This window comes from Agromyces laixinhei (genome assembly GCF_006337065.1).
GTDB lineage: Bacteria > Actinomycetota > Actinomycetes > Actinomycetales > Microbacteriaceae > Agromyces > Agromyces laixinhei.
Window position 1 is genome coordinate 71,880 of record NZ_CP040872.1, and the last position, 15,332, is coordinate 87,211.

The window sequence follows — 15,332 nt, forward strand, 5'->3', positions numbered from 1 at the left end:
CGTTCGGTGACGGCACAGAGGGGGCTCGATGCGCGCACAGCCGATGGGCCGTCTTGGTCGTCTCGATCGACGGTCGTGGCTCGGCAAAGTGCGCGACGCGGTCGACGGGCTCGTCAAGCACTCGCCGTCTCGGTTCGCGATCCTCATCTTCGCGGCGCTGATCCTCGTCACCACGCTCCTGTTGTCGCTGCCGATCGCGCGGGCTGGTGAACGCAGTGTCAGCCCGCTGGCCGATGCCTTCTTCACCGCCGTCGCGACGATCTGCGTCACCGGCCTCAGCACCGTGGATATGGCGACGTACTGGTCGCCGTTCGGCAACGCGGTGGTCTTCATCGGCATGAACGTCGGCGGAATGGGCGTGCTGACCCTCGCGTCCATCCTCGGCCTCGTGATCTCGCGCCGGCTGGGGCTCCGCGCCAAGCTCATGGCCGCGAGCGACACGAACCCGTCGCGTCTGCACGTCGGCCCGGTGTCCGAGCGTCAGGCGGTCCGCTTGGGCGAGGTGGGCGGGCTCCTCGTCACCGTCGCGGTGAGCACCCTGGCGATCGAGGCGGTGATCACCCTGGCGATGATCCCGAGCGTGCTCGCCGCCGGCTACGACCTCGGCACGAGCATCTGGTACTCGGCGTACTACTCGGTGAGCGCATTCACGAACACGGGGTTCGCCCCCAACGTTGCCGGCCCGGTGCAGTTCTTCGACGACTACTGGTTCCAGTCGCTCCTGATGATCGGCGTGTTCCTCGGCAGTGTCGGCTTCCCGGTCATCTTCGCCCTCTCCAAGCTGTGGCGGAATCCCCGCCGGTGGAGCGTGCACGTGAAGCTCACCCTGGCGACCACGGGCATCCTCTTCGCACTCGGTGCCATCGCGTTCCTCGTGCTCGAGTACGACAACCCGAAGACCTACGGGGGCTTCAGCTTCGGCAAGACGCTGTTCGAGGCCCTGTTCATGTCGACCATGACCAGGTCGGGTGGGTTCTCGACCATCAACATGCACGACCTCAACAGCTCGAGCCTGCTCGTCTCCGACATGCTCATGTTCGTCGGCGGCGGCTCGGCCTCCACCGCGGGCGGCATCAAGGTGACCACTCTGGCGGTGCTCTTCCTTGCGGCGATCGCCGAGGCTCGCGGTGCCCCCTCGATGGAGGCGTTCGGACGGCGCATCCCCCGCGACATGCTTCGACTCGCGGTGAGCGTCGTGCTGTGGGGCGCGACGATCGTGGCCGTCTCGACGATCATCCTGACCCAGATGACGAAGGCTCCCCTCGACTTCGTGTTGTTCGACGTGATCTCGGGCTTCGCCACGTGCGGGCTCTCGACGGGATTCACCGCCGACCTTCCACCCGAAGGCAAATACGTCATGGCCGCCACGATGTTCATGGGGCGGGTTGGTACAGTGACACTCGCCGCCGCGCTGGCGGCGAGCCAGCGCCGGCAGTTGTACAAGCGTCCGGAAGAGAGGCCCATCGTTGGTTGATCGAATCAGGCACGACGCCCCGGTGCTCGTGATCGGCCTCGGCCGATTCGGCGCGGCCACCGCGGGTCAGCTCGACCGGCTCGGCCGCGAAGTCCTCGCGGTCGACGAGAGCGAAGCCCTCGTGCAGAAGTGGTCTGATCGGGTCACGCACGCGGTCGTCGCCGACGCCCGATCGATCGATGCGCTCAAGCAGATCGGCGCGCAGGACTTCTCCATCGCGGTCTGCGCGGTGGGTTCGTCGATCGAGGCATCTGTGCTCATCACGGCGAACCTCGTCGACCTGAAGATCCCGCAGATCTGGACGAAGGCGATCTCGGCCTCGCACGGCAAGATCCTGCAGCGCATCGGCGCGAGCCACGTGATCTACCCCGAGCGCGAAGCGGGCGAACGCACCGCACACCTCGTGAGCGGACGCATGCTCGACTTCATCGAGTTCGACGATGACTTCGCCCTCGTGAAGATGTATCCGCCGAAGCCGATCAGGGGCAAGAACCTCACCGAGTCGGGAGTGCGATCCAAGCACCGCGTCACGGTGGTCGGCGTGAAGAGTCCCGGCAAGCCGTTCACCTATGCGACCGAGAACACCGTGGTCTCCAACCACGACCTCATCATCGTCTCGGGCACCGAGGGCGACATCGAGAAGTTCGCGGCGCTCGAGTAGTGCACCGGATGCCGCGTCTTGATGCGGTGATCAGCCGGCGAACATCAGCACGAGACCGACGGCGGCCGACGCCGCGGCGATGCCGATGAAGACGATCCCGAGGATGCGGATCACCCGACGACCCGGCGGCGGCTCGTGGAGTCGCAAGCGGTAGGGCTCCCGCTCCTTGTAGTACGCGGGCTCTTCGTCGGGCCGGGTCACGTGCGCACGCTCGTCCTCGCTCAGGCGGCGCGACTGGAAACCGTCGTCGGTGAACCACCGCACGACGCTGCCGCCGTCTTCATCGATGACGACCGCCTCGGTGCGCAGCCAACGGCCATCGGCCAGACGGATGAGGAGCGCGAGCCCCAGCAGCACGAGCCCTGCGGCGAGCGCGAACCATCCGATGACCTCGGCGATCACCGAGACGGTATCCGCCGCATTCATGAGGTAAACGTATCGCCCCGCGAACACTGTCGAACGCACCGACGGCGAGTACGTCTGGGGTGGCGCCTTTCAGGATCGCGTTGCCGAAACGAGTGCGGATGTGCCGCGCTCGCTCGACCTCGAGGATCTCGGTCGGGCTCGCCATCCGGCCGAACCACACCGTGTATCGCGCCCCGACCGTGCGTCAAACCCCACGGTTTCCACTCGACCCCTGGGCACCCAGCCCGTCTCGCTCGAGCCATGCCGCAGACGTCGCCCCGTCGAACGGAGCGTCTCGCCGCTGCACCGCACGAAGCACGGCGTCGGCGTCGGCACGAGCACGCGCCACGACCTCGGGCGGGTACCCGAACTCCACCGCATGCTCGGCGAACTCGTCTTCGTCCTCGATGAACGCCGGCGCACCTGCACGCTCGACGACGTCGAGATCGAGGTCGACGTACGAGAGCGTGGGCACCGAGGCATCCGCTCGCCACTCGGAAACCGTCGCGATGTCGACGTAGATGCCGACCCCCCGCGGGTGCCCCGTGCAGAACGTGGCCGCCCAGCCCTCGCGTGGGAAGAGCGTCACCGAGTCCCACGTCGCGATGAAGCCGTGACCCGGTCGGTCGAACCGGGTGCCCGCGGGGAATCCGATCCAGTCGCCGTGCTCGTCGGAGCCGAGCCAGCGCCCGTCGAACTCCCAGTGCGGTTGCTCGGGCCATTTCATCGCTCGCACGCGCACGAGGTCTCCGGGGACACTGGGACGGTCATCCGGGCTGCTCATCCGACCACCGTATCCGCACCTACGCTGGAACCCGTGGACTGCTCCTACTTCGACGCCGGGCGCTGCACCTCGTGCTCGCTCATGGGGCAGCCCTACGAGCGACAGCTCGCCGACAAGCAGCGGCATGCCGAAGAGCTTCTCGCCGCGCACGACGGCCTCGACTGGCTGCCACCGGTCGGCAGCAGCGAAGCCGGCTACCGCAACAAGGCGAAGATGGTGATCGGCGGCACCGTCGACGCTCCGACGATCGGCATCCTCGATGCCGACGGCCACGGCATCGACCTCGAGGCGTGCGGCATCTGCTCACCGGGCCACCGGGCGGCGTTCCCCGTGATCTCGGCGTTCATCACGCGGGCAGGGCTCATCCCCTACGACGTGCCGAGCCGCAGGGGCGAACTCAAGCACCTGATCATCACCGAGTCGCCCGACGGCGAGCTCATGGTGCGCTTCGTCGTGCGCTCGACCGAGCCGGTCAGTCGCATCCGCAAGCACCTGCCGTGGCTGCTCGCCGCACTGCCCGACGCCCGCGTCGTCACGGCGAACGTGTTGCCCGAGCACAAGGCGGTGCTCGAGGGCGCGCACGAGATCGTCTTCACCGAGGCATCGACCCTGCCGATGCGGCTCGGCGACGTCACGATGCACCTGCGGCCGCAGAGCTTCTTCCAGACGAACACCGAGATCGCCGAGGCGCTCTACGTCGAGGCGCGCGACTGGGTGCGCGCGCTCGCGCCCGATTCGGCCTGGGACCTCTACTCCGGCGTCGGCGGCTTCGCCCTGCACATCGCGGATGCCGCGGCATCCGTCACGGGAATCGAGACGAGCGTCGAAGCGGTCGCAAGCGCAGAGCTCAGCCGAACGGATGCCGCGCTCTCACGCGTGCGGTTCGAGGCGGGTGACGCGACGGCCTTCGCGTCGGGCGCCGGCGCGGCCCCCGATCTCGTGATCGTGAACCCGCCCCGGCGGGGCATCGGCCGTGAGCTGAGTGGATGGCTCGAGGCATCCGCGGTTCGTCACGTGCTCTATTCGAGCTGCAACGCGGCCTCGCTCGCGCGCGACCTCGAGGCGATGCCGTCGCTGCGGCCGGTGCGCGGTCGAGTCTTCGACATGTTTCCGCAGACGACGCACTTCGAGGTGATGGTGCTGCTCGAGCGGGTCTGAGCTCGAGGCCAGGTCCTCCCTCTGCCGCGTTCGAAATCAGCCGTGTTCAGGCATTCTCTTCCGACATGAGCTACGCTGGAAGGTCACGTCGAAGGAGGTGACATGAGGAGAATCACACCGTTCTTCGCGACGATGATCGTCGCGAGCTGGTTGTTCGTGATCGGCTTCGCGGTCGGTTTCGAGGGCGAGCTGGCAGCCGACCCGGCGCTCACCCGCGAACACCCCGACGCGCTGTTCGCCGGGCTCGCCATGGGCCTCGGCGCCGTCGGTGCTGCGCTCGTGATCGTCGCCGGTGTGCGGCTCACGACGGCGCTCGTCAGAACCCGCTCCGACAAGGCGCACGCCGCGCACTGACCCCGCGACACATCCTTTCAGGAGGGCCGGCGACGCCCTCCCCGCTTTTCTCAGGAGCTGCCACTCACGAACGCACCCTTCTCAGGAGATTTCGCCCGTTTCCGACCGGATCTGACCGAAAACTCCTGAGAAGAGTGGTTGCGACGGCGACGACGCGGGCGAACGTCAGGCTCCGGCGGCGAGCTCGCGCGCGCGGGCGAGGGCGGCATCGGTCGCCCGGTCGAAGATCTGCTTGAGCGACGCCGACTCGAGCAACGCGACCGCGCGCTCGGTCGTGCCGTTCGGGCTCGTCACCCGGCGGCGCAGTTCGCCGGGGCCGTCGTCTGATGCGGCGAGCAGCTCGCTCGCACCGCGGAACGTGCCCTCGACCATGACCGCCGCCTGCTCGGGCGTGAATCCCTTGCCGACCGCTGTCGCCGTGAGCTGCTCGATCAGGTAGAAGACGTAGGCGGGGCCCGATCCCGAGATCGTCGAGAGCGCGTCGATCTGATCCTCCGGCACGACGAGCACCTCGCCGACGGTCTCGAAGAGCGCCACCGCGAGCGCGAGGTCGGCGTCGCTCGCGCGCGTGCCCGCCGAGATGCCCGTGACCGCTCGCCCGACGACGGCCGGCGTGTTCGGCATCGCGCGGATCACCGCGACGGACGCGGGCAGTAGCGACTCGAACGTCGCAACGGTGACCCCGGCCGCGACGCTCACGACGATCGTGCCGGGCACGAGCGCGTCGGCGATCTCCTCGAGCAGCGCGGGCACCATCGCGGGTTTCACGGCGACGACCACGATCTTCGCGCCGGCGACGGCCGTGCGATTGGCCGCGGCATCCGACTCGGTCGCGAATGCCGCGACGCCCGGAAGCTCCGCGAGCTCGGCCGCCTTCTCAGCACCGCGATTCGTTGCACGGATGCCGCCGTCGACCTCGATGCCCGGCTGCAGCAGGCCGGTGAGGATGGCGCGGGCCATCGACCCGGCGCCGAGGAACGCGATCGCGGGCAGACGGACGGTGGCTTCGGCACTCATGCGCCCATCCTAGGTTCGGAGTCTGATGCTGTGGTCGACGCGCACATCGCCCACCCGACGCGCCGCTTAGGATTGCTCCATGAGCGCATCGGGCGGCACCAAGGCCATCATCGCGGCATTCCTGGCGAACACGGGCATCGCCCTCACGAAGTTCATCGCCTGGTTCTTCTCCGGGTCGGCCTCGATGCTCGCCGAGGCGGTGCACTCGGTCGCCGACGCGGGCAACCAGCTGCTCCTCATCCTCGGCGGGCGCCAGGCGAAGAAGAAGGCCGACAAGGAGCATCCCTTCGGCTACGGCCGCGAGCGGTACGTCTACGCGTTCGTCGTCTCGATCATCCTCTTCTCGGTCGGCGGCATCTTCTCGATCTACGAGGGCGTCGACAAGCTGACGCACCCGCACGAGCTCGAGAACGCGTGGCTGCCGTTGCTCGTGCTGACGATCGCGATCGTGCTCGAGTCGTTCTCGCTGCGCACCGCGGTCAAGGAGTCGAACCTCGTGCGCGGTCGTCAGAGCTGGGTGCAGTTCGTGCGCCGGGCGAAGGCGCCGGAACTGCCCGTCGTGCTGCTCGAAGACATCGCGGCCCTGATCGGCCTCGTCTTCGCGTTCATCGCGGTCGGCCTCACCGTCATCACCGGAAACCCCCTGTTCGATGCGATCGGCACCCTCATGATCGGCACGCTCCTCGTGCTCGTCGCCATCGTGCTCGGCATCGAGACGAAGTCGCTGCTCGTCGGTGAGGGCGCCAACGACGACGACCTGGCCCGCATCGAGCAGGCGATCCTCGCCGGTCCCGAAGTCGAGCGCATCATCCACATGAAGACCCTGTACCTCGGACCCGACGAACTGCTCGTCGGGGCGAAGCTCGGCTTCGCCGCCGACGCACGGCTGCTCGAGGTTGCGGCCGCGACGAACGCGATCGAACACCGCATCCGCGACGCGGCGCCGTCGGCGCGGGTCATCTACATCGAGCCCGACGTCTACGTCGAGCCGAACCACCCCGCCCCGCCGACCGACGCCATCGTCATCAAGGGCCTCGAGTGACGCGAGCCGATCGCACCGCCCTCGTACTGCGGCACGACGCGGCGATCGGCCTCGGCAATCTGGGCCCCACACTCGAAGCGCACGGGTTCGAGGTCGTCACGGTCGACGTTCCATCGACGGATGTCGCGGCGTCACTCTGGGCCGAGGTCTTCAGAGGCGGCGCGCTCATGGCCGGCGCAGCGGATCCTCGAAGAAGTCGAGCAGCAGCTTCGCCGCGGCATCCGCTTCGACGCCCGCGAACACCTCGACCCGGTGATTCAGCCGCCGATCGCGAAGTACGTCGTAGAGGGAGCCGGCGGCGCCCGCCCGCTCGTCCCACGCGCCGAACACGACGGTCGGGATGCGCGCCGCGAGGATCGCGCCGGCGCACATGACGCAGGGCTCGAGCGTGACGACGAGCGTGGACCCGGTGAGACGCCAGTCGCCCGTGACCTCGGCGGCCGTGCGAAGCGCCAGGAGCTCGGCGTGGGCCGTCGGATCGCCGAGCAGCTCACGCTCGTTCCGGCGGGCCGCGATCACCTCGCCTGAGTCGTCGACGACGATCGCGCCGACGGGCACATCCCGCGTGGCGGGCGCTTGGGCGGCCTCGGCGAGCGCGAGTCGCATCCACTCGCGGTGCTGCGGCAGCTCCACGATCTCCCCCTCCGTGCGACGACCCTCCGAACTAGACTCGAGCCTATGCGAGTCCACGTTGCCGACCACCCGCTCATCACGCACAAGCTGACAGTGCTCCGCAACGTGAACACCCCGTCTCCGGTCTTCCGTTCGCTCGTCGAAGAGCTCATGACGCTGCTCGCGTACGAGGGCACTCGCGGGGTGCGGGTCGAGCCCGTCGAGATCATGACGCCCGTCGCCCCGACGACCGGGGTGCGCATCGCCGACCCGCGGCCGCTCATCGTTCCGATCCTGCGCGCGGGGCTCGGCATGCTCGAGGGCATGACGAAGCTCGTGCCGACGGCAGAGGTCGGCTTCCTCGGCATGGCTCGCAACGAAGAGACGCTCGAGCCCACCACCTATGCCGAGCGCCTGCCCGACGACCTCAGCGACCGCCAATGCTTCGTGCTCGACCCGATGCTCGCCACCGGCGGCTCGCTCATCGCCGCGGTCGAGTTCCTCTTGAAGCGCGGGGCGACGGATGTCACGGCGATCTGCATCCTCGCGGCGCCCGAGGGGCTCGCGGCGGTCGAGAAGGCACTCGAGGGCCGGGGCGAGGTCTCCATCGTGCTCGGCGCCGTCGACGAGCGACTGAACGAGGTGGGCTACATCGTGCCAGGCCTCGGCGACGCCGGCGATCGGCTGTACGGCACGGTGTAAGGGTCTCCGCGGCATCCGCTGCCGAAGGATCTTCGAGCTTCGACACGCCCTGACGTGGGTGAAGCGCGGAAGATTTCTTCTTTTCGTCTTCTATCGCAGAGTCTTGCGAACGTTCCGCCGTGCTGAGCGATCCTGCCGGATGCCTCACGGCATCACGCACCGCGTGCGATGTCACACCCCGTCATGCGATGGTCACGAATTGACACATGCTCAGCGATCGGTTTGACTCTGCTCATGACAGACAACGCACGCAACCTGACCGCCCCCGGCGCTCTCAGGACGGCCGGCATGATGATGCCGGCGCGTGCCCCCATGTGTTGTCGAATGTGCCGCTGACCGCGACCCCACCGCCGAGTTCCGCCGCCGATCCGCATCCAGATCGGCACCGACTCCTCTGAACCCACCGCAACCGGGGGTTCGCCCGGCCGTTCGGCCATTCGCTCGGACCCTGACTCTCGGGGCCCGTCGCTGCACCCTTCACGCAAGGATCCTCGTCATGTCTCTCGCTTTCGCTCCCGCTCCCGCTCGCACTGCTTCCGTTCGCACTGCTCCTGATCGCACAGCTCCTGCCCGCACCGTTCAGGCCCGCACCGCACCGTCCCTTTCCGCGCCTCTGGCGTCCCCCGCTGCTCCGCTCCGGTCGGTTCCGGCCTCCGTGACCGAACTCGACGGCGCCGTCCGGTCAGTCGCCGCTGAGGCCGCACCTGCCGCCGCGCCCGCTGCGCCGCGAGTCCGCGCCGTGCCCGAGGGCACCGAGGCCCGCGGCTTCGTGCTCTATGTCGGCATCGACGAGGCCAAGGCCCTCGCCGACGGCACCTCGCTCCACCGCATCGTCGAAGCACTGCGCGCGCTCACTTCCGAGGTCTCCCCCTCGGCCGAGACCTACGCCGCGGTCGCCCTGGCCCCCGAGGGAGCCGGCGGCCGCGACGTCGACGTCGTGCGCCTCGCCCTGCAGGACCCGTCGGCGCTCGCGAAGCAGCGCGAGGGCCACGGCGTGCGCGACGACGCCGACCGCCACCCCAACGGCGTGATCATCGACATCTCGCGCAAGCGCGTGCTGCTCGACGGCGAAGCCGCCGGCCTCACCTACAAGGAGTTCGAACTGCTGCAGTACCTCGTGCTGCGCGAGGGCCGCACGATCGACCGCCACGAACTCATCGAGAACCTCTGGGACGCCGACGACGAGGCGCCCAGCGAACGCACGATCGACGTGCACGTTCGCCGTCTGCGCTCGAAGCTCGCGCACTACCAGGACATCGTGCGCACCGTTCGCGGCGTGGGCTACCGCTTCGATCGGCATGCGGATGTCTCGATCCGCCAGGCATCGACGCCGTCGCCCGACCTGTACTGAGGTTACGTGCCGGTACTCGGCGGCTGCATGTCGAGCACGTGACTCGCGTCGGGGCTACGGAAGTCGTGTCAGAGGACGCACGTCGTGTCGGAGGCAACGGGCAGGTTGCCTCCGACGTCATTCGCGTCCTCCGACGCGCGTCACGCCGATGCTCGTGACCCGCGCCGCTGACGAATCTTGAAAATAACGGAACGATAACTAGCGCCTGTTACCGATCCGTTATATATTCGTTGTGCACCGGTTGTTTGCTGTGGCAGCCGGTGCGGAATGTGATTGCAGGACACTCTTGGTGCAAGGGCGAGGGCCGGTCGTCAGCCTCTACGACCGGCCCTCAACCGATTCCAGACGGCAACAGACGAGGCACAACACCCAGCACCGTCAGCCTCTACGACCGGCCCTCAACCGATTCCGGCCGCGGTTCTCTATTGTGGGATCAGCATTGTGGGATCAGCCCACAACCGGAAGGGACCCGCATGGCAGACCGCGCGATCACTGTCGCCGCATGGGAGTCGCTGTTCCGTGCGCAAGTCACGATCATGCGCGCGCTCGCGGCCGAGTTCCCGAGCGACGTCATCTCGCTGAACGAGTACGACGTGCTCTTCAACATCGCACGCGCGCCGCAGCGACGCTTGCGCCTCAAGGAATTGAACCAGCACGTGCTCATCACGCAGCCGAGCGTGAGCCGACTTGTCGACCGCCTCACGGCTCGCGGCCTGATCGAAAAGCTGCCCGACCTGAACGACGGGCGGGGCACGATCGTCGCGATCACCGACGAGGGCTTCGCCCTCTTCCGCCGCATCGCGATCATCCATATGGAGGCGATCAACCGCCAGTTCGGCGACACCCTCTCTGAGGACGAACTCCACACGCTCGCCGAGCTCTGCAACCGGCTGCGTCTCGAACTCGAACGGGTGTGATCGGCGCGCGGCCGCAGGTCATGGCACAGCAGCCGTGCCGGCATCCCCGCCGGCGGACGTGACGGTGGGGCGGGAACCCTACCTCCCGCCCCACCGCGGCCTCCAGTGGAGACCCGTCTCGCCGAGCGACCCGAACTGAGCCCGACGAGCCTTCCCCCGGGCGAACGGCTGTGCTCCGTCGCGCGACTCGCCGGGACATGGCGAGCGGTCGGTTCGGGTCCGACTCGGGTCTGCTGGAATCGTAGCCGTCAGCTTGATCCGGGGATATTCCCCCATCGTGGGGGTGCGGAACGTGTGAAGCTCCAGGCGCGAGACTGCGAGCCGGGCGCCGTGCAGCCGGGGTGGTCAGGGCCAGTCGACGGATGCCTCGTACCCCTCGTGCCTGCGGAGGTAGGCCGCGATGAACGGGCACTCCGGCACGATGCGCTCGCCGCGTGCGACGGCATCGTCGAGCACGAAGCGGGCGAGTTTGCTGCCGAGCCCCCGGCCCTCGAACTCGGGCAGCACCACCGTGTGGTGGAAGACGATCGCACCGTCTCTCAGCCGGTACTGTGCGAACCCCGCGGGTTCGCCGCCGAACGAGAGTTCGTAGCGGTGGCGGTCATCGTTGCGGACGATTTCGACGATGTCGGTAGCCATGGCGCGACTCTACCGGGCCGCCCCGGGAAGCTCCCCGAGATCGGCGCAGACGCCGTCGCCGCGCGGCTCCGCGCGGAGCCGCCGCGGTTGCCGCACGTGCGACCAGCACGGCGCGATACCTTCGTCGGCCCGAGCACAGCCATCGATCCGCAAACCTGCGGCGCGACGGCGCCAGAGCCGGCAGCGGCCGACGGATGCGTCGTGGGTGCGCCGCGGCATCCGCTCGGGTGTCGCCGTGGCCGTCGACGGTCGCGACGACGAGCGCGATGAGCCACGCGAAGACGAGCGTGAATGCGACGATCTCGAACACCGTGAGGCTGAAGAGGCCGAGGCGGTCGTACGCGACCATCGCCATCGCCTCGACCGCGAGTGAAAGGTACGAGAACCGGGCGAACGCTCGTGGGATTCCCGGTGCGAAGAACCGCACTCCGAGGCACAGCGCGGCGAAGGCCGCCGCCACGGCGAGCGCGAAGGCGTTGTGCAGTTCGGTGTCGGTATCGATCGGAACGAAGCCGACGCCAGCAAGGCCCACCCCGACGAACACGACAAGCAGGCGCATGACGGTTCGCGCCCCGTGCCGGAGCGCGAACGGGCCATGCGCGAGCCCGCGCGTGAGCAGTGAAGAGAGCACCGCCATGCCGAGCCCTGACACGATGAGTGCGACGTTGAAACATACCGCGGCGAGGTCGTTCGAGGTGCCGAGTGTGCTGAAGTTGCGGGTCCACCACTCCCCCGTCGGGGTGATGGACATGCTCGCGAGGCTTCCGACCGCGAGCAGCATCGCGACGAGGTTGAACGTGCGGTAGGCCTCATGCTCGATCGCGTGATGGTGCAGGCGAAACGCGCCGACGCCGAACCCGACGCCGAGCATGGTGCCGGCCGCATGGTGCCCGCCAGGGAGCACGTCGAAGGCGCTGGATGTGAAGTGCACGGCGAGCATTGCAATCGCTGCCCACGTGAGGCCGTTGGCGATCGCGCGCGACTCGACCGGCACCCCCGGCAGCCCGAGCTTGGCGAGTCCGGCGATCCCGCGACTCGAGGCCGACGTCACGACGAGGCACGCCCCGACCGCGGCGCCACCGGCGAGCGCGGGCACCATCCAGAACACGTCGATGCCATGCTGACCGCTCACGGGCGAGAATCGAGGGTCGAGTGCGCGATAGAGCACGATCGAGACCCCCACCGCGATGAGGAGGGCGAACAGCCGGCGCAAGTGAGCTGCCAGTGGCGGCAGGCGCAGACTTCCGAGCCGCGCGGCGGCACGCACCACCGCGCCCGGTGGCGCGACGAGGCCGCGATTGAACGAGACCGGGCCGCCCCCGGCGAACGCACGCCTCATATCCGAACTCTCGATCCCGGGAATCAGATGTGAAGGCGAGTTTAAACGAAAACGGCCCGCTTTCGCGAGCCGTTCTCCTACTGTCTCAACCAGTGTGCGCCCGGAGGGATTCGAACCCCCAACCTTCTGATCCGTAGTCAGATGCTCTATCCGTTGAGCTACGGGCGCGTTGGATGTCGCCAGCGCTTACTTCGCGATCAGGCAACCACGTAACTCTAACGCACGTGCTCAGATCGCGCGAATCGAACACGGCACGCGCGGCTGCAGCTCAGTCTTCGGCGTGTGCGGGTCGCAACGCGTCGAGCGCTGTGAGTTGCCGGCGGTTCGCGACCTGTCGGTACGAGGTCTCGATGAGCTCGGCGAGCAGCGCCCAATCGGTGTCGGGTTGATCGAGATCGACCCCCACCCAGTGGTCGCGGTCGTAGTAGGGGGGGCCGAAGAACCGCGCGTCTTGCACGAGCGCCAAATGCTCGTCGGGGTCGGTCTTCACCACGATCGAGAGCGGGCGCTCCATGGAGGCGCTCACGTGCACGAAGATCGGCTTCGCCGCCCGGAACGTCGGGCGACCCCACGCCTCGACCTCGACAGCCTCGGGCAGCGCAAGGCACACGGCGCGCACGCGCTCGACGAGCGGATGCTGCGGATCCACGACTCGGGGATGCTCCACGTCTCATACGGTACGCCGCACCGCCGACATCGGGCGAGCCGCGGCATCCGCTGCCCGCTGCCCGCTGCGAGCGCTCTGACTCAGTCGACCGATTCGATCTGCGTGCGCACGAAGGCCTCATCGGCCGGCGTCAGCCGCACGGGCGCCGGCTCGCCGCAGAGCTCCTCGATCTCGTGCGCGGTCTCGGCGTCGATCGGCGCACTCATGTCGGCCAGCACGCGATGCTTGGCCCCGATCGACAGCCGCGGCCACCAATGCTCCACCGACGCCGTTGGGCCGCCGGCACGATCGCCTCGGCCGTCATCGTTCATCGGACGCTCCGACATGTCTGCCCCGTTTCTCGTGCTCCCGGGTGTCATGGTCGCGCACCAGCTCGATCGCTACGGCTGAACCGGCACGTGCTCCTCTGCGGGCTCGACCTCCTGCACATCGACGCCGACCTGCACCGGCTGCGCCGGAATCGTGGGAATGGCAGCGGTGTCGAGTTGTTCTGGAATCAGCCGGATGCCTCCAGTGGAGTTCGCGGAGCGCATCAGGTCTTCGATCCACTGGCGGCTGAGCTCGGGCGCGACGGGCGCATCGAAGACGAATCGCAGCGGGATGCTCGGGTGCAGCCAGAGGGTACTCCGGCCGCGTGCCTGGTCGTCGGTGTGCTGCCACGACAGCGTGAACGACTCACCGCGCCGAAGCTTCGTCGTGATGGCGATCTTCAGATGAGCGAGTGCGCGGTCTTCGATGCCGATCGGAGTGCCGGAGTCGCCGTAGTAGAGGGTTCCCACACCCACAGCATACGGCGCGAACCGGCGGGACAGGAGCGCCGAGCGCCACTCGTTCCGAGGTCGCCGCGAGCATCGGCGTGGATGTCAATCCCCTGCCCCGCCGGCGGCATCAGGCGTAGCGTGAATCGTCGACGACTGGGCGGAAGGAGCAGCCATGCCAGGGCGCAGGAACGACTCGCTGAAGGACCCGGAGCTCTACGAGGAGCTCCGGGATGACGGAGCGTCGAAGGAGAAGGCCGCACGCATCTCGAATGCCGCTGCCAAGCAGGGCCGGAGTGCCATCGGCCGCAAGGGCGGTCAGAGCGGAGACTACGAGGACTGGACGGTCGACGCACTGCGCAAACGAGCGAAGGAGCTGGGACTCAGCGGCTACAGCGGCAAGCGCAAGGCCGACCTCATCTCAGCCCTCCGCAACCACTGACGGTCTTCGCCCATGCCGCGGCTCCGACGGGTCGAGCCGTACGTCTCCCCCGGGTTCGCGCGAATCGCGCGTGGCCGGGGGTTCGGCTACGTGCACAGCTCGGGCGGTGCAGCGGGGCGCGCAGAGCGGGCGCGCATCACCGATCTCGCGATTCCGCCCGCGTGGCGGGACGTCTGGATCGCCGACGCCCCGAACGCGCACATCCTCGCCGTCGGGGTGGACGCCGCAGGCCGCCGGCAATACCTGTACCACCCGGCGTGGCGCGAACGGCAGGACGCCGAGAAGTTCCAGCGCATGACCGCGCTGGCGGAGGCGCTTCCCACCGCCCGCCGGAGTGTCGCCCGCGATCTCGCGCTCGACGGGTCCCCTCGTGAGCTGGTGCTCGCGGCCGCCTTCCGCACGCTCGACCTCGGAGGCATCCGAATCGGCTCGGAGGAATCGCTCGCCGGCTTCCGCAGCCGCGGCCTGACGACCCTCCTGGTGCGCAACGCCCGGCTCGTCGACGACGAGACCGTGCGGTTCCGGTTCCGTGCGAAGGGCGGAGTCACACAGAAACTGTGTGTGACGGATGCCGCGCTCGCCGCGTTCATCGGGCGTGCCGGCGAACGATCGCCCGCCAGCCGTCTCTACGCGTGGCCGGCAGGACGGTCGACACGGGCCGCAGCTCCGGTCGACGTCAATGACGACATCCGCGATCGCACCGGCGGCGACTTCACCGCGAAGGACTTCCGCACGCTGCGCGGCACGATCGCCGCCGCCGACCACCTGGCGGGTGCCGGCCCCTCGAGCACCGAGCGCGCGCGCAAGGCGACCGTTCGCGGGGCGATCGAGGCGGCCGCGGCCGCGCTCGGCAACACACCGGCCATCGCTCGGGGCAGTTACGTCGACCCGCGAGTGCTCGCCGCGTACGAGGAAGGCGTCGTCGTGGCATCCGGTGCCGATCGCGAGCGGAGGTTGATCGAGCTGCTCGGGCGCGTCGACGAATCATGACCCCGACGCCGTGGGCGAGC

19 protein-coding genes and 1 tRNA gene are annotated in these 15,332 nt (G+C 68.5%); 10 read left to right on the top strand and 10 right to left on the bottom strand.

The annotated features are described in order from the left end of the window. Positions 1-28: 28 nt before the first annotated feature. Positions 29-1,474 (top strand): TrkH family potassium uptake protein, encoded by a 1,446-nt coding sequence (locus FHG54_RS00365; RefSeq protein ID WP_233437816.1) that lies wholly within the window; start codon positions 29-31, stop codon positions 1,472-1,474. Continuing rightward, complete coding sequence (locus FHG54_RS00370; RefSeq protein WP_139415396.1) at positions 1,467-2,135, top strand: potassium channel family protein; 669 nt, start codon at positions 1,467-1,469, stop codon at positions 2,133-2,135. The genes FHG54_RS00365 and FHG54_RS00370 overlap by 8 nt, the downstream gene beginning before the upstream one ends. A 30-nt stretch (positions 2,136-2,165) precedes the next feature. Here FHG54_RS00370 and FHG54_RS16190 read toward each other — a convergent pair whose 3' ends face one another. Together FHG54_RS16190 and FHG54_RS00385 are read right to left on the bottom strand one after the other, a co-directional pair. Continuing rightward, the gene (locus FHG54_RS16190; protein ID WP_168197029.1) at positions 2,166-2,561 is read right to left on the bottom strand and encodes a hypothetical protein; all 396 of its coding nucleotides are present in this window, start codon (positions 2,559-2,561) and stop codon (positions 2,166-2,168) included. Positions 2,562-2,745: 184 nt separating this feature from the next. After that, positions 2,746-3,324: a ribonuclease FAU-1 family protein gene (locus FHG54_RS00385; protein ID WP_168197042.1), complete on the bottom strand. Its 579-nt coding sequence runs from the start codon at positions 3,322-3,324 to the stop codon at positions 2,746-2,748. Between the two features lie 33 nt (positions 3,325-3,357). Here FHG54_RS00385 and rlmC point away from each other — a divergent pair, with 33 nt between their 5' ends. Together rlmC and FHG54_RS00395 are read left to right on the top strand one after the other, a co-directional pair. Next, complete coding sequence (rlmC, locus tag FHG54_RS00390) at positions 3,358-4,482, top strand: 23S rRNA (uracil(747)-C(5))-methyltransferase RlmC (RefSeq protein WP_139415399.1); 1,125 nt, start codon at positions 3,358-3,360, stop codon at positions 4,480-4,482. Positions 4,483-4,584: 102 nt separating this feature from the next. Next, the gene (locus tag FHG54_RS00395) at positions 4,585-4,836 is read left to right on the top strand and encodes a hypothetical protein (RefSeq protein WP_139415400.1); all 252 of its coding nucleotides are present in this window, start codon (positions 4,585-4,587) and stop codon (positions 4,834-4,836) included. Between the two features lie 165 nt (positions 4,837-5,001). On the opposite strand, the gene proC is transcribed toward FHG54_RS00395, so the two are convergent. Then, positions 5,002-5,853 carry a pyrroline-5-carboxylate reductase gene (gene proC, locus FHG54_RS00400; protein WP_139415401.1) on the bottom strand — a complete coding sequence of 284 codons (852 nt, stop codon included), beginning with the start codon at positions 5,851-5,853 and terminating at the stop codon, positions 5,002-5,004. A gap of 79 nt (positions 5,854-5,932) precedes the next feature. Between proC and FHG54_RS00405 the strand changes: the two genes are divergently transcribed. Continuing rightward, complete coding sequence (locus FHG54_RS00405) at positions 5,933-6,895, top strand: cation diffusion facilitator family transporter (protein ID WP_139415402.1); 963 nt, start codon at positions 5,933-5,935, stop codon at positions 6,893-6,895. A 165-nt stretch (positions 6,896-7,060) separates the two neighbouring features. Here the strand turns inward: FHG54_RS00405 and FHG54_RS00410 are convergent, their stop codons facing one another. Further along, the gene (locus FHG54_RS00410) at positions 7,061-7,501 is read right to left on the bottom strand and encodes a nucleoside deaminase (RefSeq protein ID WP_139418213.1); all 441 of its coding nucleotides are present in this window, start codon (positions 7,499-7,501) and stop codon (positions 7,061-7,063) included. Positions 7,502-7,573: 72 nt separating this feature from the next. Between FHG54_RS00410 and upp the strand changes: the two genes are divergently transcribed. The 3 genes from upp (at position 7,574) to FHG54_RS00425 (ending at position 10,477) form a co-directional block, all read left to right on the top strand. Further along, a complete protein-coding gene (upp, locus tag FHG54_RS00415) occupies positions 7,574-8,209 on the top strand; it encodes a uracil phosphoribosyltransferase (protein ID WP_139415403.1) in 636 nt (211 codons plus the stop codon). A gap of 655 nt (positions 8,210-8,864) precedes the next feature. Then, the gene (locus FHG54_RS00420; RefSeq protein ID WP_233437817.1) at positions 8,865-9,560 is read left to right on the top strand and encodes a winged helix-turn-helix domain-containing protein; all 696 of its coding nucleotides are present in this window, start codon (positions 8,865-8,867) and stop codon (positions 9,558-9,560) included. A gap of 473 nt (positions 9,561-10,033) precedes the next feature. Next, complete coding sequence (locus tag FHG54_RS00425) at positions 10,034-10,477, top strand: MarR family winged helix-turn-helix transcriptional regulator (protein WP_139415405.1); 444 nt, start codon at positions 10,034-10,036, stop codon at positions 10,475-10,477. Between the two features lie 345 nt (positions 10,478-10,822). Here FHG54_RS00425 and FHG54_RS00430 read toward each other — a convergent pair whose 3' ends face one another. The 6 genes from FHG54_RS00430 to FHG54_RS00455 all read right to left on the bottom strand — a co-directional run bounded on the left by FHG54_RS00430 (position 10,823) and on the right by FHG54_RS00455 (position 13,901). Next, entirely contained in the window at positions 10,823-11,116 is a 294-nt protein-coding gene (locus FHG54_RS00430; protein WP_139415406.1) for a GNAT family N-acetyltransferase, read from the bottom strand. Next, positions 11,079-12,455, bottom strand: coding sequence for a DUF998 domain-containing protein (locus FHG54_RS00435; protein ID WP_139415407.1), 1,377 nt, complete (start codon positions 12,453-12,455; stop codon positions 11,079-11,081). The genes FHG54_RS00430 and FHG54_RS00435 overlap by 38 nt, the downstream gene beginning before the upstream one ends. A 95-nt stretch (positions 12,456-12,550) precedes the next feature. Then, positions 12,551-12,623, bottom strand: a tRNA-Arg gene (locus FHG54_RS00440). A 100-nt stretch (positions 12,624-12,723) separates the two neighbouring features. Next, positions 12,724-13,104 carry an MmcQ/YjbR family DNA-binding protein gene (locus FHG54_RS00445; RefSeq protein WP_168197043.1) on the bottom strand — a complete coding sequence of 127 codons (381 nt, stop codon included), beginning with the start codon at positions 13,102-13,104 and terminating at the stop codon, positions 12,724-12,726. Between the two features lie 98 nt (positions 13,105-13,202). Beyond that, the gene (locus tag FHG54_RS00450; protein WP_139415409.1) at positions 13,203-13,433 is read right to left on the bottom strand and encodes a hypothetical protein; all 231 of its coding nucleotides are present in this window, start codon (positions 13,431-13,433) and stop codon (positions 13,203-13,205) included. A gap of 69 nt (positions 13,434-13,502) precedes the next feature. Continuing rightward, positions 13,503-13,901, bottom strand: a complete 399-nt coding sequence (locus FHG54_RS00455; protein WP_232331352.1) for a DUF7882 family protein — start codon at positions 13,899-13,901, stop codon at positions 13,503-13,505. A 154-nt stretch (positions 13,902-14,055) separates the two neighbouring features. Here FHG54_RS00455 and FHG54_RS00460 point away from each other — a divergent pair, with 154 nt between their 5' ends. After that, the gene (locus tag FHG54_RS00460; RefSeq protein ID WP_139415410.1) at positions 14,056-14,322 is read left to right on the top strand and encodes a DUF7218 family protein; all 267 of its coding nucleotides are present in this window, start codon (positions 14,056-14,058) and stop codon (positions 14,320-14,322) included. 12 nt (positions 14,323-14,334) lie between these two features. After that, positions 14,335-15,312 carry a DNA topoisomerase IB gene (locus FHG54_RS00465; RefSeq protein WP_139415411.1) on the top strand — a complete coding sequence of 326 codons (978 nt, stop codon included), beginning with the start codon at positions 14,335-14,337 and terminating at the stop codon, positions 15,310-15,312. Positions 15,313-15,332: the final 20 nt, after the last annotated feature.

What these genes read in the sequence shown, in the direction of transcription:
- FHG54_RS00425 (WP_139415405.1), top strand. Translation starts at nt 10,034, where the DNA reads ATGGCAGACCGCGCGATCACTGTCGCCGCATGGGAGTCGCTGTTCCGT.
- FHG54_RS00385 (WP_168197042.1), bottom strand. Translation starts at nt 3,324, where the DNA reads ATGAGCAGCCCGGATGACCGTCCCAGTGTCCCCGGAGACCTCGTGCGC.
- FHG54_RS00450 (WP_139415409.1), bottom strand. Translation starts at nt 13,433, where the DNA reads ATGAACGATGACGGCCGAGGCGATCGTGCCGGCGGCCCAACGGCGTCG.
- FHG54_RS00410 (WP_139418213.1), bottom strand. Translation starts at nt 7,501, where the DNA reads ATGCGACTCGCGCTCGCCGAGGCCGCCCAAGCGCCCGCCACGCGGGAT.
- FHG54_RS16190 (WP_168197029.1), bottom strand. Translation starts at nt 2,561, where the DNA reads ATGAATGCGGCGGATACCGTCTCGGTGATCGCCGAGGTCATCGGATGG.
- FHG54_RS00430 (WP_139415406.1), bottom strand. Translation starts at nt 11,116, where the DNA reads ATGGCTACCGACATCGTCGAAATCGTCCGCAACGATGACCGCCACCGC.
- FHG54_RS00460 (WP_139415410.1), top strand. Translation starts at nt 14,056, where the DNA reads ATGCCAGGGCGCAGGAACGACTCGCTGAAGGACCCGGAGCTCTACGAG.
- FHG54_RS00405 (WP_139415402.1), top strand. Translation starts at nt 5,933, where the DNA reads ATGAGCGCATCGGGCGGCACCAAGGCCATCATCGCGGCATTCCTGGCG.
- FHG54_RS00395 (WP_139415400.1), top strand. Translation starts at nt 4,585, where the DNA reads ATGAGGAGAATCACACCGTTCTTCGCGACGATGATCGTCGCGAGCTGG.
- FHG54_RS00465 (WP_139415411.1), top strand. Translation starts at nt 14,335, where the DNA reads ATGCCGCGGCTCCGACGGGTCGAGCCGTACGTCTCCCCCGGGTTCGCG.
- upp (WP_139415403.1), top strand. Translation starts at nt 7,574, where the DNA reads ATGCGAGTCCACGTTGCCGACCACCCGCTCATCACGCACAAGCTGACA.
- FHG54_RS00365 (WP_233437816.1), top strand. Translation starts at nt 29, where the DNA reads ATGCGCGCACAGCCGATGGGCCGTCTTGGTCGTCTCGATCGACGGTCG.
- proC (WP_139415401.1), bottom strand. Translation starts at nt 5,853, where the DNA reads ATGAGTGCCGAAGCCACCGTCCGTCTGCCCGCGATCGCGTTCCTCGGC.
- FHG54_RS00435 (WP_139415407.1), bottom strand. Translation starts at nt 12,455, where the DNA reads ATGAGGCGTGCGTTCGCCGGGGGCGGCCCGGTCTCGTTCAATCGCGGC.